This is a genomic window from Propionivibrio limicola (genome assembly GCF_009469695.1).
In the GTDB taxonomy this organism is placed as follows: domain Bacteria; phylum Pseudomonadota; class Gammaproteobacteria; order Burkholderiales; family Rhodocyclaceae; genus Propionivibrio; species Propionivibrio limicola.
The window spans coordinates 67332-91286 of the sequence record NZ_SSSR01000009.1; the positions used below are offsets into that span (position 1 = coordinate 67332).

Below are 23955 nucleotides of genomic sequence, written 5' to 3' on the forward strand. Positions count from 1 at the left end.
CGGCGATGAATCAAGGAACAAAGCGCGCCGATGAACGGTGCGGGAAGCGGTTAATTTTAAGGGTTGTTGGAATCAATGTGATCGCCGGTATTCGGCGGTGTCATCAGGGAATTTTGATAGAGAAGGAGATGCAGTCATGAAACTCTCAAGTCGTCTGGCCATTGTTGTGATTTGCTCGCTCATTGGCCTGATTCTTTTGTCTGGCTACGGCTTGAGTACGCTGCACTCCAGCATGTACGAAGACCGGCGCAGCGAACTCCGGACGGCGCTGACGCTGGCCGCCAAACAAGCCGAATATTTTCAGTCGCTCGAACGGAGCGGGAAGCTTTCCAAGGAAGACGCGCAGGCCCGGGCGGTTGAAGCCTTGAGCAACATGCGTGACGGAGGAACGATGTATATCTGGGCGCGCACCACGGAAGCGCTCAACGTCGTCCCCGCGCCGGGCCAGGAAAAAAATGTGGGAACGGTCGATTGGGGCAAGAAACACCCCGATGGCCGTACCGATTTCCAGCTCTATCTCGACGAATTGAACAAAGGCGAATTCGGCTTTGTCGAGATCACGGTCAAGAAACCGGGCGGAGACGAAATTCTGCCGAAGATCAACGGCGTGACGCTGGTCAAGGGCTGGAACTGGGTGATCGGCTATGGCGCGTGGGTTGACGATATCGAGGCCGCGTTCTGGAAGAGCGCCTACGGCTATATCGGACTCGGCGTGTTCATGCTGGCGGTGATCATTGCTCTTGCGTTTGTCATGGCGCGTAGCATCTACAGGGTCTTGGGCGGCGAGCCGGCGCTGGCGAACGAAGTCGCAGGACGTATCGCCAGCGGCGACCTGTCCAGGGATATTCCGTTGAAGGCCGGGGACACGACGAGCCTGCTGGCCGCCATGAGCCTCATGCAGAACAACATAAAGACGATGGTGACTGATGCCGAGATGCTGAGTCACGCGGCTGTCGCCGGCAAGTTCGAAACCCGGGCGGATGCGAGCCGCCATCAGGGCGAATTCCGCAAGGTGGTGGATGGTGTCAACGCCACGCTCGATACGGTGGTCGACAAGCTCGAATGGTACCGCTCGATCATCGACGCCGTGCCGTTCCCGATCCACGTCATCGACCTGAACATGAACTGGACCTTCCTCAACAAGGCCTTCGAGAAGCTGATGGTCGAACGCGGCTATGTCCGCGACCGTAACGATGCGGTGGGCCGTCCGTGCTCGACGGCCGATGCCAACATCTGCAAGACCAAGAACTGCGGCATCATGCAGTTGAAGGCGGGTGTGGGCGAGAGCTTCTTCGACTGGGGCAACCTCAAGTGCAAGCAGGATACGGCCAACGTGCTCAATGCCAAGGGCGAGGTCGTCGGCTATGTGGAGACGGTCACCGATCTTTCCGCCACGCTCAGCATCAAGGCCTTTACCGAAAAAGAAGTTCAGCGCGTTGCCGAAAACCTCGAACGCCTGGGTAAGGGGGATCTCAACCTCGATCTCAGCGCCCTGGCCGCCGACCAATACACGCTTGAAGTCGCCGCACAGTTCCGCAAGATCGACAATTCGCTGAAGCTGGTCGGTACGTCGCTCACGGCATTGATTGCCGATGCGGAGATGTTGTCGCAAAGCGCCATCGCCGGAAAATTCGAAGTGCGTGCGGATGCCGCGAAACATCCGGGCGAGTTCCGCAAGGTCGTGGAGGGCGTCAACGCCACGCTCGATACAGTGGTCGATAAGCTCGAATGGTATCGCTCGGTTATCGACGCCGTACCATTCCCGATCCATGTCATCGATAACGACATGAACTGGACCTTCCTCAACAAGGCCTTCGAGAAGCTGATGGTCGAACGCGGCTATGTCCGCGACCGTAGCGATGCGGTCGGTCGTCCGTGTTCGACGGCCAACGCCAACATCTGCAATTCGCAAAACTGCGGCATCCAGCAGCTGAAGCGTGGCGTGGGCGAGAGCTTCTTCGACTGGGGCAACCTGAAGTGCAAGCAGGACACCGCTTACGTGCTCAATGCCAGGGGCGAAAAAGTCGGCTTTGTCGAAACGGTGAGCGACCTTACCGCCACCCTCAGTATCAAGGACTACACCGAGAAGGAAGTGCAGCGTGTCGCGCTGAACTTGGAGCGTCTGGGCAAGGGCGACCTCAACCTCAACCTCCAGACCCGTCCGTCCGACCAATACACGAAGGAAGTCGAATCGCAGTTCAGCAAGATCGACGGCAGCTTCAAGGAGGTCGGCTCGTCGCTGACCGCGCTGATCAGCGACGCTACCATGCTGTCTGAAGCGGCGGTTGCGCTCAGGCTCGATGTGCGTGCCGATGCCAACAAGCACCAGGGTGACTACCGGCGCGTCATCGAAGGCGTCAATGCCACGCTCGATGCCGTGATCAACCCGCTCAACATGCTGATAGACGATGTGCAAAAGCTGGCCCAGGCCGTCATCGCCGGCCAGTTGAACGAGCGCGGCGATGCGGGCCGCCATCGTGGCCAGTTCAAGGAAGTCGTCGAAGGGCTGAATGATCTGGTGGAAGCCATCGTCGATCCGATCAACGAAATCAAGCGCGTCATGGGCTCGCTGTCGGAAGGCGATCTCACGCAGAGCATCGCGAAGGAGTATCAGGGCGAATTCAAGGTTCTGAAGGATGCCATCAACGATACGACCAAGCGGTTGTCGAGCACGATTACCGAAGTGAATAACACCGCAGACTCGCTGGTGTCGGCAACGGAGCAGGTGTCCGCCACGGCACAGACGCTTTCTCAGGCGGCCAGCCAGCAGGCGGCTTCCGTCGAAGAAACCTCGGCGTCGATCGAACAAATGGCCTCCTCGATCCAGCAGAACACGGAGAACGCCAAGGTGGCCAACGGCATGTCGGCCGAAGGCAGCAAGAAAGCCGAGGATGGCGGCGAGGCGGTCAATGAAACGGTTGGCGCAATGAAGCAGATCGCCAAGAAGATCGGCATCATCGACGACATTGCCTACCAGACCAACCTGCTGGCGCTCAACGCCGCGATCGAAGCGGCGCGTGCCGGCGAGCATGGCAAGGGCTTTGCGGTGGTGGCCGCCGAGGTGAGGAAACTTGCCGAACGCAGCCAGGTCGCAGCGCAGGAAATCGGCCAGCTGGCGGTCAATAGCGTCGGCATGGCCGAACGGGCCGGCAAGTTGCTGGAAGAAATCGTGCCGGCGACCAAGAACACCGCCAATCTGGTGCAGGAAATCACGGCGGCTTCGGAAGAACAGACCGTGGGGGTCGGCCAAGTTAACTCGGCGATGAACCAGCTAAGCCAGGTGACGCAGCAGAATGCCAGCGCCTCCGAAGAGCTGGCGGCGACGGCGGAAGAAATGTCGTCGCAGGCCACCAGCCTGCAAGAACTGATGTCGTTCTTCAATCTGGGCAACGATGAACGGGGCCGGCAGGGTGGTGCGCAGGCACGGCGATCGACGCAGGCGTCGAATGCCGCGCCGAAAGGCAGCGCCAGTCGCGGTTCGGGCCATCTCGATGAATCGGAATTCTCCCGTTTCTGAGGTGACGGCCAGTGAAAGTCATTGATAAAAAGGAATGACCGCGATGACGAACCAGACAACATCCGTTCTCAACGCATCCGCGTCCGGTGCCGGTCTTCCGGCCGGCGCCGGGATGGATGCGGAGCAGCAGCAGTACCTGACCTTCAATCTCGGCGAGGAAATGTTCGCCATCGGCATTCTGTCGATCCGCGAGATCATCGAATTTGGCAACTTGACCGAGGTGCCGATGGTGCCGCCCTTCATCCGGGGCGTCATCAATCTGCGCGGTGCCGTCGTTCCGGTGATTGACCTGTCGGTACGCTTCGCACGACCACCGTGCGAGGTGACCAAGCGGACGTGCATCGTCATCATCGAAACGGTTGACGCCGAAGGTGGCCAAAAGCAGCAGATGGGCATCGTTGTCGATGCCGTGTCGGAGGTGCTCGAAATCCCCGCCAGCGAGATCGAGCCGCCGCCGCAATTCGGGGCCCGCATTCGCATCGATTTCATCAGCGGCATGGGCAAGGTCAACGGCAAGTTCGTCGTCTTGCTCGATGTAAACAAGATACTCTCCATCGAGGAAGTTGCCGTTGTCGCGGCGATGAATCGGGCGGAGGAAGCAAGTCCCGCGTAAGGCGCGAGCCCGTCCTCTTCTGTTGGCAGATGCGCGGCCGCCCGGTCGCGCATCGCCGACGGGGCGGCCGCGGTTTTTTTGGCGAAGAATGCTTCGAGACATGCGATGAACTCTACCGTCCGCTTCGACCATACCGCCATCTCGGATGCCGAGTTCATTCAGTTCCAGAAACTGATTTTCCAGATTGCCGGCATCAATCTTTCCGATGGAAAGAAGGTGCTGCTGGTCGGCCGCCTTAACCAGCGGCTCCGCCATCTTGGCTTCCAGACCTTCGGCCAGTACTACCGTCATGTCACCAGCGCGGAAAACCGGCAGGAACGGCAAATGATGGTCGATTTGCTGACGACGAACGAAACCTATTTTTTCCGCGAACCCAAGCACTTCGATTTTCTGCGCGAAGTGGCGACGGCGCGTCGGAGCGCCGCCAGTTTCCGCGTCTGGAGCGCCGCCTCCTCAAGCGGCGAAGAAGCCTACTCGGTCGCGATGGTGCTTGCCGACGTATTGGGCGGCAACGCCTGGGAAGTGGTCGGGACCGACATCAGCGAGCGCGTCTTGCAGAAGGCGAGAATCGGCCACTATTCGCTGGAACGCGCCAACCATATCCCGGAACGTTTGCTGAAGAAGTATTGCCTCAAAGGCACGGGACGGCACGACGGAACCTTGCTCGTTTCCCGCGAACTGAGGGACCGCGTGGAGTTTCGTCCCAGCAACCTGATGGCGCCCGAAAAAGGACTCGGTCAGTTCGATGTCATTTTTTTACGCAACGTCATGATCTATTTCGACAATGAAACAAAACGCAAGGTGGTCTCGAATCTGTTGCCCTACCTGAAAAGCGACGGCTATTTCGTGATCGGGCATTCGGAATCGCTGACCGGAGTTACCGACGAGTTGGCGCCCCTACGGCCGACGATTTATCGACGGCCTCATCTTTGCCGATAATGTCGGAGCGCTGTTGGCGCTGAACCCCGAGGAAGGGGAAGAAGAAAAACAAAGGAAAGGATGGCAATGGCCGAAAAAATCCGGGTGATGGTCGTCGATGACTCAGCCGTCGTGCGGCAGGTGGTCACGCAGGCGATTTCAAAGGATCCCTCGATGGAGGTGATCGCAACCGCGCAGGATCCGCTGTTCGCGTTGGAGAAGATGAAGAAGCAATGGCCGGATGTGCTCATCGTCGACATCGAAATGCCGCGCATGGACGGGCTGACCTTCCTCAAGAAAGTCATGGCCGAGCGGCCGACACCCATCATCATTTGCTCGTCGCTGGCCGAAAAGGGCGCGCAAGTGACCTTGGAGGCGCTTGCGGCGGGCGCGGTCAGCATCATCACCAAGCCGAAGATCGACGTTAAGTCCTTCCTGGAGGATGCGTCGAACGACATCGTCGGCAGCATCAAGGCGGCCGCCCGAGCCAACGTGACGGCGCTGCAAAAGATGGCCGTTCGTCGGGTGACGCCCGTCGATCCGTCCTTGGGCTTGCGCGCCAAGAATTCCGCCGACGTCATTCTGCCCAGTCCCGCGCTGCACCACGGCGCAAAGATGTATGCGACGACGGACAAGGTGATCGCGATCGGCACCTCCACCGGCGGAACGCAGGCGCTGGAAGCGGTGCTGACGCAGCTTCCAGCCGTCAGCAGCGGGATCGTGATTGTCCAGCACATGCCGGAGCGGTTCACCGCCCTGTTTGCGCAACGACTGAATGGCCTGTGCAACATCGAAGTGCGCGAGGCCAAGGACGGCGACCGGGTGCGCCCCGGACTGGCGCTGATCGCGCCCGGCGGCAAGCACATGCTGCTCAAGCGGAGCGGCGCGCAGTATTACGTCGAGGTCAAAGACGGCCCGCTGGTCAATCGCCACAAGCCGTCGGTCGATGTCCTGTTCCGCTCGGTGGCCCATGCCGCCGGAAAGAATGCGCTCGGGATCATCATGACCGGCATGGGCGACGATGGCGCCCGCGGCCTGAAGGAAATGCACGACGCCGGCGCGCAGACCGTCGCGGAAGACGAAAGCACGTGCGTCGTGTTCGGGATGCCGAAGGAGGCGATCAAACTCGAAGCCGCCGACCGGATTCTGCCGCTCGACCAGATTCCTGCCGCGATCCTTGGCTACAGCAGCTGATCCTGTCTGATGGGGGCCATCTCCAGTTGGAATGCGCAGACAGTCGGCCTGGCTCGTAATCGAACGCTCACTCAAAGCCGGTTGCTCGGGTGAATCCGGAACTCGTGCCGTTACTCGGAGTCAACCCGGCTTGTGAGTGGAAGATCGCCCGCCGCATGGCGTCTCCCATTTCATCCATCGGGCCAACACTCTGGAGAGGACACCATGAAGGGCGACAAGAAAATCATCGACATCCTGAACGACCTGCTGGCGGGGGAACTGACCGCCGTCGACCAATACCTGATTCACGGCGAGATGTATGCCGATATGGGATTCCAGCGCCTGGCGGACAAGGCGCTGCACGAGTCGGACCATGAGCGCCAGCATGCGCGCGCGCTGATCCAGCGCATCCTTTTCCTTGAGGGGACGCCGAACCTCGCCAAGCGCGAGGCGCTGAAGGTCGGCAAGGAAGTGCCCGAAATGCTCAAGGCCGATCTGTCCGTCGAATACAAGGTCGTCGGCGACCTGAAGAAAGCCATCGCCGCCTGTGAAAAGGCGCAGGATTACGTGTCGCGCGACATGCTCGCCATCCAGCTCGAAGACACCGAGATGGACCACGCCTACTACCTCGAAAAGCAGTTGCGCCTGATCGAGCAGGTTGGCCTGCAGAATTACAAGCAGAGCCAGATCGACAGCGTGCCGCTGGTTTCCTGAGGAGCGACCCATGAAAGGCGACAAGAAAGTCATCGAAGTCCTGAACAAGGTGCTCAAGAACGAGTTGACGGCGATCAACCAGTATTTCCTGCACGCCCGCATGTTCCGCAACTGGGGGCTGGAAAAGCTCAACGACTACCAGTACAAGCAGTCGATCCGCGTCATGAAGGAGGCGGACAAGCTGATCGAGCGCCTCCTCTTCCTCGAAGGGCTGCCCAACCTGCAAAGCCTCGGCCGCCTGATGATCGGCGAGAACGTCGTCGAATGCCTGGCCAGCGACCTCAAGGCCGAGCGCGAAATCCAGCGGCCGCAGCTCATCGAGGCGATTGCGCTGACCGAGGAAGTGCAGGACTACGTGAGCCGCGATCTGCTCGAAGACCTGCTGGAAGAGTGCGAGGAAGCCATCGACTGGCTGGAGACGCAGCAGGGGCTGATCGAAAACGTCACCCTGCCGAACTACCTGCAAGCGCACATGGAAGCCGCCGGCGACTGATCTGGAACACGGCCGGGCGCCAATCCCGGCCGTCGGCCTGCCATCCGCAACGAAAGCTCAGCGATGTACATCTGCGTCTGCAAAGCCATCACCGAACGGCAGATCCGGGAAGCCGTGGCCGGTGGCGCGCATTCCCTGAAAGACCTCCGGCACGAACTCGGCGTCGCCAGCGAGTGCGGCAAATGCGCCGAAGAAGCCAAACGCTGCCTGAAGGCGGCGCTGGAGGAAATCGGGCACCAGCATCATCACTTTCATCACGCGCACCATCATCACCACAAGAAGTAATGACGATGGTGCCCGCCGCTCGAATCATCCGCCTGGGTGATTAGCCCCCGACGGCCGCCGCCAGCGATGCTTCGAGAATCTCGAGCCCTTCGTCGAGCACGTTGTCCGGAATCGTCAGCGGCAGCATCAGGCGCAGGACGTTGCCGTAGCTGCCGCAGTTGAGCAGCAGCAGGCCGCGCTGGGCGGCTTCGGCGGCGAGGGCCTTGGCGATGTCGGCGGCGGGCTTTTTCGGATCGCCGCCGTGGCTGAATTCCACCGCGGTCATCGCGCCGAGGCCGCGCACATCGGCGATGCAGGCAAAGCGCGGTTTGAGCGCTTCGAGGCGGGCGCGGCATTTTTCGCCGAGCGCGGCGGCGCGTTCCGAGAGTTTTTCCTCTTCAACCACGTCGAGCACGGCGAGCGCGGCGGCGACGGCGACCGGGTGGCCGGCGTAGGTCGAGCCGAGTCCGCCCGGCACGGCAGCGTCCATGATCTCGGCCTTGCCGACGATGGCGGAGAGCGTCATGCCGCCGCCCAGGCCTTTGGCCATGGTGATCACGTCCGGCTCGATGCCCGAGTGTTCAATCGCGAAGAACTTGCCGCAACGGGCGACGCCGGTCTGGATTTCATCGACGATCAGGACGATGCCGTGCTGATCGCAGAGGGCGCGCAGGCGCTGCATGAACTCCGTCGGCGCCGGCAGGTAACCGCCTTCACCCTGCACCGGCTCGACGATGATGGCGGCGACGCGCGCGGCTTCGATGTCGTTCTTGAAGACGAGTTCGAGGCCGTGCATGGCGTCATCGACCGAAATGCCGTGCAGCGGATCGGGGAAGGGCGTGTGATAGACCTCGGCCGGGAAGGGGCCGAAGCCTTTCTTGTACGGATCGACCTTGCCGGTCAGCGCCAGCGTGAACATCGTGCGGCCGTGGAAGGCGGCGTTGAAGGCGATGACGCCGCTGCGACCGGTATAGGCGCGGGCGACCTTGACCGCGTTTTCGACGGCTTCGGCACCGCTGTTCATGAAGAATGTTTTCTTCGGCGTCGCGCCGGGGGCCAGCGCGTTCAGGCGCTCGGCCAGTTCGACGTAGGACTCGTAGGCGACGACCTGAAAGCAGGTGTGCGTGAATTTTTCCATCTGCGCCTTGGCGGCGGCCATCACGCGCGGGTGGCAGTGGCCGGTGTTGACGACGGCGATGCCGGCGCAGAAGTCGATCCAGCGGCGTCCTTCCACGTCCCAGATTTCGGCGTTTTCGGCACGCTCGGCAAAGACGCCGTGCGCTTGCGAAACGCCGCGCGGCAGGGCGGCCTGGCGGCGTGCCATCAGGGTGGCGTTGGTTTGGGCCGGCAAATCGGTCATGGAATTCATGGGGCTCTCCTGTTTATCGAGGGATCGTGGATAGGGGCTGTGACGCGAGTCGTCAGGCAACGAAAAATGCGAACCACCAAGGCTCCAAGAACACAAAGTTGCACCAAGAAAAACGAGGCTTTTACTTGGTGCTTCTTGGTGCCCTTCGTGTCTTGGTGGTGAAGCATTTATCGATGCTCTGCAATATGGTTTCTAGGTGGTTCGTTGTTTAGAGGCCGGCGAGGCAGACGTATTTGATTTCGAGATAGTCGTCGAGGCCGTGGCTGGAGCCTTCGCGGCCTAGGCCGGACGACTTGACGCCGCCAAACGGCGCGACTTCGGTGGAAATGAGGCCGGTGTTGACGCCGACCATGCCGTATTCGAGCGCTTCGGAAACGCGGAAAATGCGGCCGACGTCGCGGGCGAAGAAGTACGAGGCGAGGCCGAACTCGGTGTCGTTGGCCATGCGGATCGCTTCTTCGTCGGTCTTGAAGCGGAAGAGCGGCGCCACCGGCCCGAAGATTTCCTCGCGGGCGATGCGCATGCTGCTCGTCACGTCGGCGATGATCGTCGGCTCGAAGAAAGTGTGGCCGAGCGCGTGCGGCTTGCCGCCGCAGACGATGCGCGCGCCTTTGTCGGTGGCGTCGGCGAGCAGTTCCTGCACCTTGTCCACTGCCGCCTGATCGATCAGCGGCCCTTGCGTGACGCCGGGCTCGACGCCGTTGCCGACCTTCAATTCGGCGACGGCCTTGGCCAGCTTGGCGGCGAAGGCGTCATAGACGCCGTCCTGCACCAACAGGCGGTTGGCGCAGACGCAGGTCTGGCCGGCGTTGCGGTATTTCGAGGCGAGGGCGCCGATCACCGCTTCGTCGAGGTCGGCGTCGTCGAAGACGATGAAAGGGGCGTTGCCGCCGAGTTCCATCGACAGCTTCTTGACGGTCGGTGCGCACTGCGCGATCAGCTCGGCGCCGATCTCGGTCGAGCCGGTGAAGGAGAGTTTGCGCACGATCGGGTTGGCGCAGATTTCGCCGCCGATCGCCTTGGCCGAGCCGGTGACTACGTTGAACACGCCGGCCGGGATCCCGGCGCGGTGCGCGAGTTCAGCGAGCGCCAGCGCGGAGAGCGGCGTCTGGCTGGCGGGTTTCAATACCATCGTGCAACCCGCGGCCAGCGCGGCACCGGCCTTGCGCGTGATCATCGCGGCCGGGAAGTTCCATGGCGTGATCGCGGCGCAGACGCCGACCGGCTCGCGCGTGGCGAGGATGCGGCGGCCGGGCACGTTCGGCGGGATGACCTCGCCGTAGGCGCGCTTGCCTTCCTCGGCGAACCATTCGAGGTAGCTGGCGGCATAGACGATTTCGCCCTTCGCTTCGGCCAGCGGCTTGCCCTGCTCGGAGGTCATGATCAGCGCCAGGTCGTCGGCGTTCTCGTGCATCAGCTCGAACCAGCGGCGCAGCAGCTTGGCGCGCTCGCCGGCCGTTTTCGCCCGCCACAGCGGATAGGCGGCGTTGGCCGCCGTAATGGCGCGGCGCGTTTCGTCGCTGCCCATTTTCGGTACGGAGGACACAACCGCGCCGGTGGCGGGATTGGTCACGGTGAGGGTTTCGCCCTTGTCGGCATTCAGCCAGGCGCCATTGATGTAGCAAAGGTCGCGCAGAAGGGAGGCGTCTTTGAGGTTGAGCATGATGAAGTCCTTTTGCCGATAAAAATTTTTAGAAACCGCTTTCGACGCAGAGGGCGCAGAGATACAGAGAACGCAGAGAAAATCGATAAATGCGTTTCTTCCTGTTTTTCTCTGCGAACTCTGCGGCTCTGCGATCTCTGCGTTGAATGCGGTTCATCGTGTTCACTTCCCTTCGCCGCGCATCCGCTCGCCGCGCCGGCGCAGCCCTTCGAGGGTGATCAGCATCAGCGTCGAGAGCACGGTCATGATCGTGGCGACGGCGGCGATGGTCGGGCTGATGTTTTCGCGGATGCCGGCGAACATCTGGCGCGGCAGCGTGCTTTGCTCGGGGCCGGCGAGGAAGAGCGTGACGACGACTTCGTCGAACGAGGTGCCGAAGGCGAACAGCCCGCCCGAGATGACGCCCGGCGCGACGATCGGCAGCGTCACCTTGAAGAAGGTGGTCAGCGGATTGGCGCCGAGGCTGGACGCGGCGCGCACCAGGTTGAAGTCGAAGCCCTGCAGCGTCGCCGTGACGGTGGTGACGACGAACGGCACGCCGAGCGCGGCATGCACCAGAATCAGCCCGATGTAGCTGCCGGAGAGGCCGATCGGCGCGAAGACGAGGTAGGTCGCCACACCGACGATCACCACCGGCACCACCATCGGCGAGATCAGGATCGCGGTGAGCAGCGCCTTGCCCGGGAAGTCGATGCGGGCGAGGCCGACGGCGGCCGGCGTGCCGAGCGCCATCGCCAGCAGCGTCGCGATCGGCGAGACGATCAGGCTGTTCATGAACGACTGCCGCCAGGCCGCCGAGGTCAGGAATTCCTCGTACCAGCGCAGCGAGAAGCCCGACATCGGGTAGAGCAGGAACGAGTCGGCGTTGAACGAGAGCGGCGCGATGACGAGGATCGGCAGCATCAGGAATACCAGCACGAGGCCGCAGAGGACGCGGAAGGCGTAGTACCAGACGCGTTCGAGCGGAGTGGCGTAGGCGGGGATCATGTCGGTTCTCCTTTTTAGCGAGCTTTTGACGCGGCATCCTGCTGGCCGGTCAGGCGCGTATAGACCATGTAGAGGATCAGCGTGGCGACGAAGAGGATCGCCGACAGTGCCGCCGCCATGCCCCAGTTGATCGTCTGGTTGGTATAGAAGGCGACGAAGTAGCTGGCCATCTGTTCCTTCGGGCTGCCGAGCAGCGCCGGCGTGATGTAGTAGCCCATGCACAGGATGAAGACGAGCAGCGCGCCGGCGCTGACGCCGGGCAGGGCCTGCGGGAAGTAGATTTTCCAGAAGCTCTTGAAGGGCGGGCAGCCGAGCGACAGGGCGGCGCGCATGTAGGTCGGCGAGATGCCTTTCATGACGCTGTACATCGGCAGGATCATGAACGGCAGCAGGATGTGCACCATGGCGATATAGACGCCGGTGCTGTTGAAGACGAGCTGCAGCGGATGGTCGGTGACGCCGAGCGCCATCAGCGCCTGATTGACGAGGCCCTGCGTTTGCAGCAGCACGATCCAGGCGGCGACGCGCACCAGCACCGAAGTCCAGAACGGCAGCAGCACGAAGATCATCAGCGTGTTGGCGATTTTCGGCGGTTGCGTCGCCATCAGGTAGGCGAGCGGGAAGCCGAGCAGCAGGCAGAAGGCGGTGACAATCGCCGACATGCCGAAGGTGCGCTTCAGGACATCGACGTAGATCGCCTGATCGTCGCCGGCGCGGACGATTTGTCCCTGTTCGTCGTACGTGCGGTCGACCGAGGCGAGCAGATAGCGGCCGGTGTAGGGCGTCGCGTTGCGGGCGAGGAAGCGCCAGGTCGCCGGGTCGGCCCAGCGCTCGTCGGCTTCGATGAGAGCGTCGCGCGGCGAGACGCCTTCGGCCGGCGGCATGGCGCGGGCCGTTTTCATCATCAGCGAGCGGAAGCCCGGCTGTTCCATGTTCAGGCGCTTGGCGGCGCCGGCAAGGACCGGCGTGCCCTTGATCTCACCCATCTCGCGGGCAAAGGCGGCGAAGACGAGGGCGTCCGGTGCGTTCTCGCCGTTCCAGTCGCTGAGCAGGGCGCTGGTCGCCGGCAAGGCGCCGATGACTTCGGGGTTGTCGACGCTGCGCTTCAGGAGCGCGCTGATCGGCCAGACGAAGGTCAGCAGCAGGAAGATCGCCAGCGGCGCAATCAGCGCGCCGTACTTGAGCTTCTTCATCCGCTCGGCGCGGCCCAGCTGGCGTTTCAGCGAAACCGTGTTTTCGGATGCCAGCGCGGCGGGCATCGTGGCGCTTAGTTTAGACATGCCGTGATCCTCTGCTTCGGTTGTGATCGGGAACCGCTTTCGACGCAGAGATCGCAGAGAGACAGAGAGCGCAGAGAAAAATCCATGATTTACCCGACGGGAAAAAACGATGGCGTTTGAATTTCTCTCTTTTCTCCTGGTTTCTCTCTGCGCTCTCTGTCTCTCTGCGAACTCTGCGTTAAATGCGTTTTGCTTGTTGGTTACACCGTCTTACTTCGCCGCCCAGGCGTTGAAGCGCTGTTCCAGATCTTCGCCGTGTTCGACCCAGAATTGCGTGTTGCTGGCAAAGGCGCCCTTCATGTTTTGCGGTGCGGTTGGCAGTTCCGGGACGATGGCCTTGTCGACCAGCGCCGTGCCCTTCAGGTTGGTCGGACCGTAGGGGATTTCACCGGCGAAGACCTTCTGGTTTTCCGGCTTGCTGGCGAAGGCGATGAACTTGTACGCCTCGTCCTTCTTCGGCGTGCCGACCGGGATCGCCCACGAATCGAAGTCGTAGATGTTGTTCGTCCACACCATCTTCAGGTTCTTCTTGCCTTCCTTCTGCGCGGTGGCGATGCGGCCGTTGAAGGCGGACGTCATCACCACGTCGCCGGCGGCCAGCAGTTGCGGTGCCTGCGCGCCGGCTTCCCACCAGCGGATGTGCGGCTTGATCTGGTCGAGTTTCTTGAAGGCGCGGTCGACGCCGGCCTTCGTCGCCAGTTCCTTGTAGACGTTTTCCGGCTTGACGCCGTCGGCGATCAGCGCGAATTCGAGCGTGAATTTGGCGCCCTTGCGCATGCCGCGCTTGCCCGGGAATTTCTTCAGGTCCCAGAAATCGGCCCATGACGTCGGGGCGGCTTTCAGCGCGTCGCTGTTGTAGGCGAGCACCGTCGACCAGACGAAAATGCCGACGCCGCATTCGGTGACGGCGGCGGGAATGAAATCGGCTTTCGGACCGATCCTTGCGAAATCGAGCTTCTCATAGAGACCTTCCTCGCAGCCGCGCACGAGTTCCGGCGACTCGACTTCGACGACGTCCCACGACACGTTCTTGGCGCCGACCATGGCCTTGATTTTGGCCTGTTCGCCGTTGTATTCGCCCTGAATGATCTTGCTGCCGGTGGCCTTGGTGTAGGGCTCGTAGAAGGCTTTGACCTGCGCTTTCTGGTTGGTGCCGCCAAAGGAAATGACGGTGATGTCGGCGTGCGCGGTGCCGGCCAGCAAACTCATGGCGGCGGCACCGGCAACGGCCAGCGGGCGGACTTTCGAGGGGATGCGGTGCATGTCTTTCTCCTGAATTAAAAAGTCGGCTACTTAAGGGGGAAGGGCTGTGGTCAGCGTGGAAAAATGGTTCGTTGATATTCAGGCGCCGAGCGCCGGATCGAGCGCCCGCAATTGTTCGGGGTTGATGCCGACATGGATGGCGTCGCCCAGGTCGAAGCGGTGTTTGTGCTGCGCGGCCGGCGCCTTGACGACGATTTCCTTGCGCCCGGCGAGTTCGACGCGCACGCGCAGATGGTCGCCAAGGTAGGTGATTTCAGTGACGTAGCCGCCGAGCCGGTTGGCGCAGCCGAGCGACTGCACGTTGAGCTGGACGCACTCGGGGCGCACGGAAAGCACGGCCTTGTCGCCTTTCTTGAGCGGGTTGCCCATCACCGCCTGCACGCGCGCCTTGTTGTCGAGGCGGAGGTGGCAGTAGTCGCCATCGACCGATTCGACGATGCCGGCGAGCGCGTTGTTCTCGCCGATGAAGTTGGCGACGAAGTTGTTGGCCGGCTTCTCGTACAGCGTCGCCGGATCGGCGAGCTGCTGGATGACGCCCTGATTGAACACGGCGATGCGGTCGGACATGGTCAGCGCCTCGCTTTGGTCGTGCGTCACGAAGACGACGGTGATGCCGAGTTCGCGCTGGATGTGCTTGATCTCCATCTGCATGTGCTCGCGCAACTGCTTGTCGAGCGCGCCGAGCGGCTCGTCCATCAGCACCAGTTCCGGGTCGAAAACGAGGGCGCGGGCCAGCGCGATGCGCTGCTGCTGACCGCCGGAGAGCTGTTGCGGGTAGCGCTCGCCATAGACGCCGAGCTGGACCATGTTGAGCGCCCGGTCGACCTTCTTGTCGATTTCGGCGGCTGGCAGCTTGCGTACGGCGAGCGGAAATTTGAGGTTCTCGCGCACCGTCATGTGCGGAAACAGCGCGTAGTTCTGGAAAACCATGCCGATGTTGCGCTTGTGCGGCGGCAGCTTGTTGATGACCCGGTCGCCGAGGCGGATTTCGCCCGAGGTCGGCGTTTCGAAACCGGCCAGCATCATCAGGCAGGTCGTCTTGCCGGAACCGGACGGGCCGAGCAGCGTCAGAAACTCGCCGCGCCGGATGTCGAGGTTGAGGTCGCGCACGATCAGGTTTTCCCCGTCGTAGGTCTTTTGCACCTTGCGGAAGGTGACATGCGGTGCGGCGTCCTCTTTTGTCGCCGCCGTGTCGGCCTCGGCCAGAGCCGCGATGTTTTTGTCGATCATGTTCACTGTAACCTCCTGACTTCCGGCTCGTGCTGGCGAACCATCGGGTTTGTTGCTGGGCGTTTTTCGTCGCTCATTTCGCTTGGTATTGATGATAGGAGATGAATTGGACAGAATGAGAACCAATTTTCCCGGTTTTGCTGGGACCAATTCGCTTCCCTTCTCCTGAATATCGTTCAGGCATGTCACGAAACCGCCCGGAGCCGGCATGGAACCACGCCTCGTCATTGAAGTGCTCGCCCAGTATCTGGAGCGCCAGCCGGAAACGGTCAAGCTGCGCATCCGGCTTTATATGGCTTTGCGCACCGCCATCCTCGACCGCGTGCTGAAACAGGGCACCAAGCTGCCGCCGACCCGTCTGCTCGCCGACGAACTCGACATGGGGCGCAACACCGTCGTGCGCGCCTACGAGCAGCTGCTCGTCGAAGGCTATCTCGAAGGCCGCGTCGGCGACGGCACCTACGTGTCGGGCATCGTCGACAGCGCCAGCAAGCCCGATACGCCGAAACGGTTGATCGGCACGCGGCGCGAAGGGCTTTCAAGGCGCGGCACGTCGATCGCCAGCCAGGCGGCGAGCAGCGCCATCCAGCACGGCGCGTTCATGCCCGGCGTGCCGGCCGTCGACCTGTTCCCGTTCAACCTGTGGCGGCGGCTCGTCGGCAAATACATCCATGCCGACCAGTCGCGCCTGCTCAACTACACCCACCTCGGCTTCGGCCCGCTCAAGGTGGCGCTCGCCAACTACCTGCGCGTGACGCGCATGATGACCGTCGATCCGAAGCAGGTACTCATCATCAATGGCTCGCATCAGGGCTTCGACCTCTGCGCCCGCATGCTGGCCGACCATGGCGACCGGGTGTGGATCGAGGACCCCGGCTACTGGGGGGCGCGCAACGTGCTGCATGCGGCGGGCCTCGACGTGCGGCCGATTCCTCTCGACGCGAAGGGGCTGGCGCCGACGCCGGAGGACTGGGCGCAACCGCCGCGCATGATCTTCACCTCGCCGTCGAGCCAGTACCCGACCGGCGTCGTCCTGTCGCTCGACCGGCGGCTGGAATTGCTCGAGAACGCGCACCAGTCGGGAAGCTGGATCATCGAGGACGATTACGACAACGAGCTGCGCTACGACGAACGGCCGGTCGCTTCGCTGTTCGGCCTCTGCCGCCGTCAGCGCGTGATCTACATGGGTACCTTCAGCAAGGTCATGTATCCCGGCATCCGGCTCGCCTACATGGTGCTGCCGGAAGACCTCGTCGATGCGTTCGTGATCGGCAACTCGGAGCTCTACCGCGGCGGCCGCATGCCGGAGCAGGCGGCGCTCGCCGAGTTCATCGACGAAGGCTACTTCACCGCCCACATCAAGCGCATGCGCGGCATCTATCAGGGGCGGCGCGACGCGCTACGCGAGGCGATGGAATCGCGGCTCGGCGACGTGGTGACCGTTTCCGGCGGGCATGCCGGGCTGCAACTCGTCTACCGCTTCAACCGGCCGATCGACGATACGCTGGTGGCCGCGCAGGCGCTCGCCAAAGGCGTCGTCAGCCGGCCGCTCTCGATGTACTACGCCAACCCGGAAAGCTGGCAAACGGGGCTGAATCTCGGCTTCGCCGCCGTGCCGGAAAAAAGCATCGTGCCGGCGGTGGAAACGCTGGTGCGCGTCATCGAATCACATTTGTGAGCGTGCCTGTTATTCGTCCTGGAAATAATGTCTATACGGCCCATGCGATTTACAGGGTGAAACGCGCGGAACTATAGTCAAGCGCGTTGTAAAGCCGGCCTCGTTCCGGCAATCGGTCTCCTCCTGAAGTTGCTGAAGCAATGCGACGCGCCTCCACCGCAAGGTTGGGGGCGCCGTCGTTCAGATTGTCGGGAGATCGACGAACTCTGATGACTCCTACGCTCTGAGAAAGGAAACACGTTCATGATCAGCGGCAAGACCCTGTTGCTCCCGCTCTTTGGCTACCCGACCTATGCCTTCAAGGCACCGCTCATTTACAACCCCTGGTTCGAAAAGCATGACATCGATGCGGTCGTCGTCCCGCTTGGCGCCACGCCGGAAAACTTCCCCGCCGTGTTCAAGGCCGCCTTCCAGACGACCAACATCCCCGGCGCGCTGATCACGATGCCGCACAAGGTCGCCGTCGTCGACATGCTCGACGAGGTGTCGACCGAAGTGAAGGTCGCCGGTTCCTGCAACGCCGTGGTCAAGCGTCCGGACGGCAAACTCGTCGGCGACATGTTCGACGGCACCGGTTTCTGCCGCGGTCTGGCCAACAAGGGCTTCGTTTTCAAGGATGCGCGCTGTCTGCTCGTCGGCTCCGGCGGCGTCGGCGCGGCGATTGCCGCTTCGCTGGCCTCCGCCGGCGTCGGCTCGATCACCATCTGCGATCTCAACACCGCCTCGGCCGAAGCGCTGGCCGCTCGTCTGCGCCAGCACTATCCGAACCTCGAAGCCAAAACCGGCAACAACGCCGCTGCCGGCTACGACCTCGTCGTCAACGGCACGCCGCTCGGCCTGCCCGGCGACCCGCTGCCGATGGACGTGACCGGCATGGACGACAAGACCTTCGTCGGCGAAGTCGTCATGAAGCAGGAAATGACGCCGCTCCTGCAGATCGCCAAGGAGCGCGGCTGCCGCTACCAGATCGGCACCGACATGCTCTTCGAAATGATCCCGGCCTACCTCGAGTTCTTCGGCTTCGGCACCACGACGGCGGAAGAACTGCGCTCGCTGGCGAAGATCACCTACTAAGCGCCGCGTACATTAGACGACGGGCCTGCCGCCAATTTGGCCGCAGGCCCGTTTTGTATTCCTGATTGCCTGCCAGAATCGGTTGGCAGACTGTTCTGAGTTTGGTCTGGATGCTGACGTAGGTCGACAACCGAAGAGTCCAGCGAGTTAAGCAGCTATCTTTTGTGCATAGTGTTTTTGGCTGAAGGAAGCAGGAGAAAGATAGCCAGGACGCGCCTGCTTGCGGTCAGCTCTCGATCCCCTTCCGGGCTGCCACACCTTGGTGGTAGTAGTGCTTGATTTCGCGCATTTCGGTTACCAGGTCGGCCCGTTCGATCAGCCGTGAGTCGGCGCGGCGGCCCGTGAAGACCAGTTCGACGGCCGCTGGCTTTTCATCGATGAGCACCAGCAGGTCCTCGACGTCCAGCAGCTTGAACCACGTGGCCACGTTGGCTTCGTCGAGAATCACCAGCGGGTATTCTCCGGAGTGGATGACTTCCCGTACTTCCGCATAGCCGATCCGTGCCAGACGGACATCCTCCGGGGACGGATCCCCGCGCAGCCAGCATCCGCGTCCGTATTGACGGCAGACGATGTTTCCTCCCAGCCGTTCGAGCGCCTCGATCTCGCTGTAGCGCATCGATTTGACGAATTGCGCCAGGAATACGCGCAATCCGGCGCCTACGGCGCGCACCGCAAGTCCGATGGCTGCGGTGGTCTTGCCTTTGCCGTCTCCGGTGTAAACATGCACGTAGCCGCGTTGAAACGGGGCGATTTCAGGATCCGGGATTGTTGTCTCGGGGCGGGTGTTCATCGCAGTCATCTTTTTGTGTCGTCGTTAGGTGGCCAAAGGGGGCTGAGACATTTCAACCCAGATTGTCAATTAGCCATTTTAGAATGCAATAAAATTAGGCATGGACTACTTCGCTGAGCAAGTGGTCCATGTTTGGCTTACCCCGCTGATGACGTCTGGAATGTTGATGTTCGGTTGTGGACCGAAAGCAGACATCATGGCGCCATGATTATGGGTGGCGATGGTCCGTAACTGGCCGATTTTCGCCCCCCGGATAGGCGATGTGCAATCCCCTTTGTTCGACGCAGGGGAGCGAGAGCCGCCGTTTGGTTGGCGGGCTGTTCCGAGACTGAGCCGGATGCAAGTCAATTTCCCGACGGGAAAAGTATGGGACGATGCGGTTGTTATGACGTCTATAGCGAATGACATGGCCGAATGAACGGCAAGTTTGACCCCCAACCTGCCGGTCGAAGGGAATGGAAGTGCCCATTCCTGCCAGGCGTCGAACTCGGGAAAATTCCCGCCGCTCGTCTATTCATGGCCAACAGATTTCACCGGATGAGTATGAGACTTCTCGGCAGCAATAGATCGATACCGACTTTCCTATCCTTCATCGCTGAGCGTAGCATGACGTTTCGGCGACATGGGGATCAAGCATGGTAGAACGCAAAGGTGAAAAGATTGGCTGGACATGGGGCTGGATTGGCGGCTTCCTGTGGGTCGCAATCGTCGGGTTGATATTTCTGGCCCAAGGAAAGATAGCTGAAGGATGCACCGGCGTACTGATCTTCGTCGCGGCCATTTGGGCGACGCGCAGCTTCGCACCATGGCGCCATCCGACAACACCCTACTGGCGGCTCTACTTGGGGCTGTACGTCATTTTTTTGCTGACGATACCTTGGGCGATCTGGGCATTCGGGGGTCTAGGCAACGAACAACTTAACAGCTGGATGCTGCTCTGGTTGCTACCGATCTTTACCCCTATTTTCATCAACGGCCGGAAGACCTGGGCCGAAGGCGAGCCGGGCAGATAGCGGGAGGGCCGATGCGGTTCTACATAGTGTGCAGCCGCTCGCGAGTCTGCGCACGGAACTCGATTCAGCATCGGATAAGGCATGCCTGGAGCGCCACCTCGCGGGCGTTTCACCACGCTCGCCCCTTTGGCATTCCCCACTCACAGTGAATGGGTACTGGCTCTGAACGGTCCCGACGCACTTTCGGCGGTCGCGTCAAGTTTCTCCTCGAACTGCAGCCGCAGGGCTGGGAATATCTGCCATCACCGTTTCAACGCCGGCCAGTGCAGACAAAACCTACCCGCTACTTCCAGGGCCAGCCGCCATCGATCTGGCCATGCTCGAAGAAGGTTCGGCACCGATCACATAGATAAAGTACCGGCGAGTCCATGTGCGGAGTGCTCAAGGATCGCGACCGCCCTCCGCATGTCGGGCAGGAATGAATCCGCACATGAGCCCAGAAGACGATGATGGCAAAGAACGGAACGATCCAGATGAAATGTTCGTTGAGCCCCCAAGATGCCAGCAAGGGAATCACGGGAAATATGAATGCAAGTACGACGATCAGAAAAATGCGGAACCGCCTGCTTGCTTTGTCGGAAAACGGGCGTTCGACATACTCGATCCCGCCCGTTTTCAGCCGCATGCCATCGTCCGAGAAGAGCGTGTTCTCGTATCGAAATTCCTTTCGGCGATCCGTCCAGTTGGTAAGCATATGCAAAGGGTTAATGACCTATCAGCGTCTTGACGAAAGCTATGCGCATTGGACTGCTAAGCAGGTTTCGGCGTCAAGCAGCTGCTCGGATTTCAATCCGGTGTGAAAACAGTTGGTAGATTGTCGCCCCATGACTATGCAATGCGCCCTCCTCGTTGTCCGACGGCGATGGTTGTGACGATAGCCGCCGCCCCGTTGGCAGGTATCCCTCCTATCTTTCCGTCCGAAAATACCCGCTCGGCGTCACGCCGAATTGCTGTTTGAACATGGTGGCGAAGGCGCTGGGGCTGTTGTAGCCGAGGGAGAGGGCGACGTCGATGACTTTTTCGCCGCTGGCCAGTCGTTCCAGCGCCATGATGAGGCGGGCTTGTTGTCGCCAGTCGCCGAAGGTCATGCCGGTCTCGCGCAGGAAGCGGCGCTGGATGGTGCGGGCGTTGACTCCGAGCTGGCCGGCCCAGTCGGCGAGCGTCGATGGGTCGTCGGGCGTGTCGGCGATTGTCCGGCAGATGGTCTGCAGCGCCGGATCGACGGGGGCGGGCAGACGCAGCGGAAGGCTGGGCAGGGCAGCGACTTCGTCGAGCAGCAGGCGCATGAGTCGTCCGTCGCGGGAGTCGGCGGCATAGGGTTGTTCGATTTCGATGGCGGCGAGGATCAGCTCGCGCAACAGGGGCGAGATGCGGACGACCTGGCAGCGCTGCGGTAGATCGGGGCTGGCGTCGGGGCGGATATAGACGGTGCGCAGGCGGACTTCGCCGATCAGGCGCATCTGATGCACGACGCCGGGCGGCATCCACAGGCCGCGCGTCGGCGGCACGATCCATTGTCCGTCGTCGGCCCGTACCACCATGACGCCCTGCACGGCGTGGATGAGTTGGGCGGTTGGGTGGCTGTGCGGCGGGATTTCCCCGTCTGCGGCGTGATCGGCCGAGCGGCCGGAAACCGGGGAATGCCCCTGATCCTGGCCATATTCCGACCACGGGAGTGTTGATGTGTCCATTTTGCGAAGATGGGTGCCTTATAACAGCGAGACGGACATTCATCCTAGCCGATATAGTGCGCCCATGTTGTATTTGCCTTTGAAAAAATGACCGCTCAATCTTCTGCAAAAACCTCTTTCCGGGTACTCCTCTCCATCAGCTTTGCGCATTTTCTCAACGACACGATGCAGTCGTTGATGCTGGCAATCTATCCGCTCTTCAAGTCGGATTTCCAGTTGAGCTTTGCGCAGATCGGGCTGATTACGCTTGCCTTCCAATGCACGGCTTCGTTATTGCAACCCGTCGTCGGCTATTACACGGACCGCAATCCGAAGCCGTTTTCGCTGGCCTTCGGCATGGGCTGCACGCTGTGCGGCCTGCTGCTGCTCGCTTTTGCCACGCAGTTTGAAGTCGTGTTGCTGGCGGCGGCGTTGGTTGGCTCGGGGTCGTCGGTGTTTCATCCGGAATCGGCGCGGGTGGCGCGGATGGCGTCGGGCGGGCGGCACGGCCTTGCGCAGTCGATCTTTCAGGTGGGTGGCAACGCCGGTACGGCGACCGGCCCGTTGCTGGCGGCGTGGATCGTTCTGCCGTACGGACAGCGCAGCATCGCCGTGTTTTCGCTGATCGCGCTGGTGGCAATGGTCGTGCTGACCGGCGTCGGCATGTGGTACCGGCAGCAGCAAAAGCAGCCGAAGAAGGTCGCGCCGGCCGTGGCGCATGAGTTGCCGAAGCGCCGGGTCATGCTGACGCTGGGCGTTCTGCTCTCGCTCATCTTCTCGAAATTCTTTTACGTGGCCAGCATCCACAGCTACCTGATGTTCTACCTGATGCATCAGTACGGCATCGATACGCAGACCGCGCAATATCACCTGTTCTATTTCCTGTTCGCCGTCGCGGCCGGCACCTTGCTTGGCGGCCCGATCGGCGACCGCATCGGGCGCAAGCGGGTGATCTGGATCTCCATTCTCGGTGTCGCACCGTTCACGCTCGCCTTGCCGTATGTCGGACTCGATGCGTCGGTCGTCCTGACCATGATCATCGGCTTCATGCTGTCTTCCGCCTTCCCGGCCATTCTCGTGTATGCGCAGGAGCTCTTTCCGGGCCGGATCGGTACCGTTTCCGGACTCTTTTTCGGGCTTGCCTTCGGTCTGGCCGGCATCGGCGCGGCGGTGCTCGGCCAATTGGCCGACGCTTGGGGGATCGTGGCCGTTTATCGCTTGTGCGCCTTCCTGCCACTGCTCGGGCTGCTGGCGGTTTTTCTGCCGGATATCCGCCTGCGTGTGGCACCGGCTCCGGTCCTCGCTGCCGCGCGGGCATGATTCGAAGCTCTTTCCAGCGCTGATCGCCAGACGGCGGCGCGCATGTTCGATGTTGGCCACTTTCAAGGAGATTCGCCATGGCACTGCTCGGTAAAGCTGCAATGATCCTGTCCTTCGACATCGTGTCGGAGGCGCGTTGCGAACACGATGACTGGCATTCGCACGAACACTTGCCGGAGCGCTTGGCGATCCCGGGTTTCTTGCGCGGGTCGCGCTGGCGTGCGGCACCGGCGGCTTTGCCGGGGCAGTTGCCGTACTTCGTGATGTACGAAGTGGCCGACCTCGACGTCCTCGATTCGCCCGCTTATCTGGAGCGGCTCAATAATCCGAGCTCGTGGACGTCGAAAATGATGACTCACTACCGCCAGATGAACCGCGGTCTGTGCCGGCTGACGGCGAGTTTCGGCCATGGACTCGGCCACGCGGCGTTGCTGCTCCGTTTATGCCCCGCCGAAGGGCGGGAGGGTGCGTTGCGCGATTGGCTGGTCGGCGAATACCTTCCCCGGTTGCCTGACCAGTCGGGACTGGCCAGCGCCCATCTGTTCGAATCGGGCCTTGAGGCTCGGCTGACAACGGAGCAACGCATTCGCGGCAAGGATGCGGCCGTCGATTGGGTGGTTCTCGTCACCGGCTTTGATGCCGGGCGCGTTGGAGCGCTGGTGGCCGATGTGCTGTCCGCGAACAATCTCGGCGAACGCGGGGTTGTCAACGTTGATGCGGGCCTTTATCAAATCGGCCATTCGCTCACCGACCGCGAGGCGGCCTTACCCGATTTTTCACGTTGAGGCGTTGCTTTGGCGCCACAGCTGTGTTTGTTGCTAACGCAGGGCAATCGCATCAAACCTACCCGAGTCCAAGGATGGACTCCCGGTAGGCATCAGAGGAGGCGGCGAGGATTCTGCGCGTATGAATGCCAGCCTTTC

At 61.6% G+C, this 23955-nt stretch carries 21 protein-coding genes; 13 read left to right on the top strand and 8 right to left on the bottom strand.

Features of this window, described 5'->3' with window-relative positions; genetic code table 11:
- Positions 1-136: 136 nt before the first annotated feature.
- The 7 genes from GH659_RS08435 to GH659_RS08465 all read left to right on the top strand — a co-directional run bounded on the left by GH659_RS08435 (position 137) and on the right by GH659_RS08465 (position 7713).
- Positions 137-3517 carry a methyl-accepting chemotaxis protein gene (locus GH659_RS08435; protein ID WP_153110962.1) on the top strand — a complete coding sequence of 1127 codons (3381 nt, stop codon included), beginning with the start codon at positions 137-139 and terminating at the stop codon, positions 3515-3517.
- A gap of 43 nt (positions 3518-3560) precedes the next feature.
- The gene (locus GH659_RS08440) at positions 3561-4130 is read left to right on the top strand and encodes a chemotaxis protein CheW (RefSeq protein ID WP_425499987.1); all 570 of its coding nucleotides are present in this window, start codon (positions 3561-3563) and stop codon (positions 4128-4130) included.
- A 105-nt stretch (positions 4131-4235) separates the two neighbouring features.
- Entirely contained in the window at positions 4236-5069 is an 834-nt protein-coding gene (locus tag GH659_RS08445; RefSeq protein WP_153110964.1) for a CheR family methyltransferase, read from the top strand.
- Positions 5070-5135: 66 nt separating this feature from the next.
- Complete coding sequence (locus GH659_RS08450) at positions 5136-6242, top strand: protein-glutamate methylesterase/protein-glutamine glutaminase (protein ID WP_153110965.1); 1107 nt, start codon at positions 5136-5138, stop codon at positions 6240-6242.
- A gap of 204 nt (positions 6243-6446) precedes the next feature.
- On the top strand, positions 6447-6935 hold the full coding sequence (gene bfr, locus GH659_RS08455; protein WP_153110966.1) for a bacterioferritin: 489 nt from the start codon (positions 6447-6449) through the stop codon (positions 6933-6935).
- Positions 6936-6945: 10 nt separating this feature from the next.
- Complete coding sequence (gene bfr / locus GH659_RS08460) at positions 6946-7428, top strand: bacterioferritin (protein WP_153110967.1); 483 nt, start codon at positions 6946-6948, stop codon at positions 7426-7428.
- Between the two features lie 63 nt (positions 7429-7491).
- Entirely contained in the window at positions 7492-7713 is a 222-nt protein-coding gene (locus tag GH659_RS08465) for a (2Fe-2S)-binding protein (RefSeq protein ID WP_153110968.1), read from the top strand.
- A 40-nt stretch (positions 7714-7753) separates the two neighbouring features.
- On the opposite strand, the gene gabT is transcribed toward GH659_RS08465, so the two are convergent.
- The 6 genes from gabT to GH659_RS08495 form a co-directional block, all read right to left on the bottom strand.
- The gene (gene gabT, locus GH659_RS08470; protein ID WP_153110969.1) at positions 7754-9061 is read right to left on the bottom strand and encodes a 4-aminobutyrate--2-oxoglutarate transaminase; all 1308 of its coding nucleotides are present in this window, start codon (positions 9059-9061) and stop codon (positions 7754-7756) included.
- 208 nt (positions 9062-9269) lie between these two features.
- Complete coding sequence (gabD, locus tag GH659_RS08475) at positions 9270-10727, bottom strand: NADP-dependent succinate-semialdehyde dehydrogenase (RefSeq protein ID WP_153110970.1); 1458 nt, start codon at positions 10725-10727, stop codon at positions 9270-9272.
- 159 nt (positions 10728-10886) lie between these two features.
- Positions 10887-11711, bottom strand: a complete 825-nt coding sequence (locus tag GH659_RS08480; RefSeq protein ID WP_153110971.1) for an ABC transporter permease — start codon at positions 11709-11711, stop codon at positions 10887-10889.
- 14 nt (positions 11712-11725) lie between these two features.
- On the bottom strand, positions 11726-12991 hold the full coding sequence (locus tag GH659_RS08485; RefSeq protein ID WP_153110972.1) for an ABC transporter permease: 1266 nt from the start codon (positions 12989-12991) through the stop codon (positions 11726-11728).
- Between the two features lie 210 nt (positions 12992-13201).
- Entirely contained in the window at positions 13202-14254 is a 1053-nt protein-coding gene (locus tag GH659_RS08490; RefSeq protein WP_153110973.1) for an ABC transporter substrate-binding protein, read from the bottom strand.
- 78 nt (positions 14255-14332) lie between these two features.
- Positions 14333-15484 carry an ABC transporter ATP-binding protein gene (locus tag GH659_RS08495; RefSeq protein ID WP_211364165.1) on the bottom strand — a complete coding sequence of 384 codons (1152 nt, stop codon included), beginning with the start codon at positions 15482-15484 and terminating at the stop codon, positions 14333-14335.
- A gap of 208 nt (positions 15485-15692) precedes the next feature.
- Between GH659_RS08495 and pdxR the strand changes: the two genes are divergently transcribed.
- Both pdxR and GH659_RS08505 read left to right on the top strand, forming a co-directional pair.
- Entirely contained in the window at positions 15693-17162 is a 1470-nt protein-coding gene (gene pdxR / locus GH659_RS08500) for a MocR-like pyridoxine biosynthesis transcription factor PdxR (protein ID WP_153110974.1), read from the top strand.
- Positions 17163-17405: 243 nt separating this feature from the next.
- Positions 17406-18236 (top strand): shikimate dehydrogenase family protein, encoded by an 831-nt coding sequence (locus GH659_RS08505; protein WP_153110975.1) that lies wholly within the window; start codon positions 17406-17408, stop codon positions 18234-18236.
- A 226-nt stretch (positions 18237-18462) separates the two neighbouring features.
- Here GH659_RS08505 and GH659_RS08510 read toward each other — a convergent pair whose 3' ends face one another.
- Positions 18463-19029 carry a cob(I)yrinic acid a,c-diamide adenosyltransferase gene (locus GH659_RS08510; RefSeq protein WP_153110976.1) on the bottom strand — a complete coding sequence of 189 codons (567 nt, stop codon included), beginning with the start codon at positions 19027-19029 and terminating at the stop codon, positions 18463-18465.
- Between the two features lie 635 nt (positions 19030-19664).
- Between GH659_RS08510 and GH659_RS08515 the strand changes: the two genes are divergently transcribed.
- Together GH659_RS08515 and GH659_RS14780 are read left to right on the top strand one after the other, a co-directional pair.
- Positions 19665-20042, top strand: coding sequence for a hypothetical protein (locus tag GH659_RS08515; RefSeq protein ID WP_153110977.1), 378 nt, complete (start codon positions 19665-19667; stop codon positions 20040-20042).
- Between the two features lie 430 nt (positions 20043-20472).
- A complete protein-coding gene (locus GH659_RS14780) occupies positions 20473-20769 on the top strand; it encodes a hypothetical protein (RefSeq protein WP_170285850.1) in 297 nt (98 codons plus the stop codon).
- A 178-nt stretch (positions 20770-20947) separates the two neighbouring features.
- Here the strand turns inward: GH659_RS14780 and GH659_RS08525 are convergent, their stop codons facing one another.
- Complete coding sequence (locus GH659_RS08525; protein WP_153110979.1) at positions 20948-21733, bottom strand: AraC family transcriptional regulator; 786 nt, start codon at positions 21731-21733, stop codon at positions 20948-20950.
- Between the two features lie 87 nt (positions 21734-21820).
- On the opposite strand from GH659_RS08525, the gene GH659_RS08530 reads away from it, so the two are divergent.
- Positions 21821-23032 carry an MFS transporter gene (locus tag GH659_RS08530; RefSeq protein WP_153110980.1) on the top strand — a complete coding sequence of 404 codons (1212 nt, stop codon included), beginning with the start codon at positions 21821-21823 and terminating at the stop codon, positions 23030-23032.
- A 77-nt stretch (positions 23033-23109) separates the two neighbouring features.
- Entirely contained in the window at positions 23110-23817 is a 708-nt protein-coding gene (locus GH659_RS08535; RefSeq protein WP_153110981.1) for a hypothetical protein, read from the top strand.
- Positions 23818-23955 lie beyond the last annotated feature (138 nt).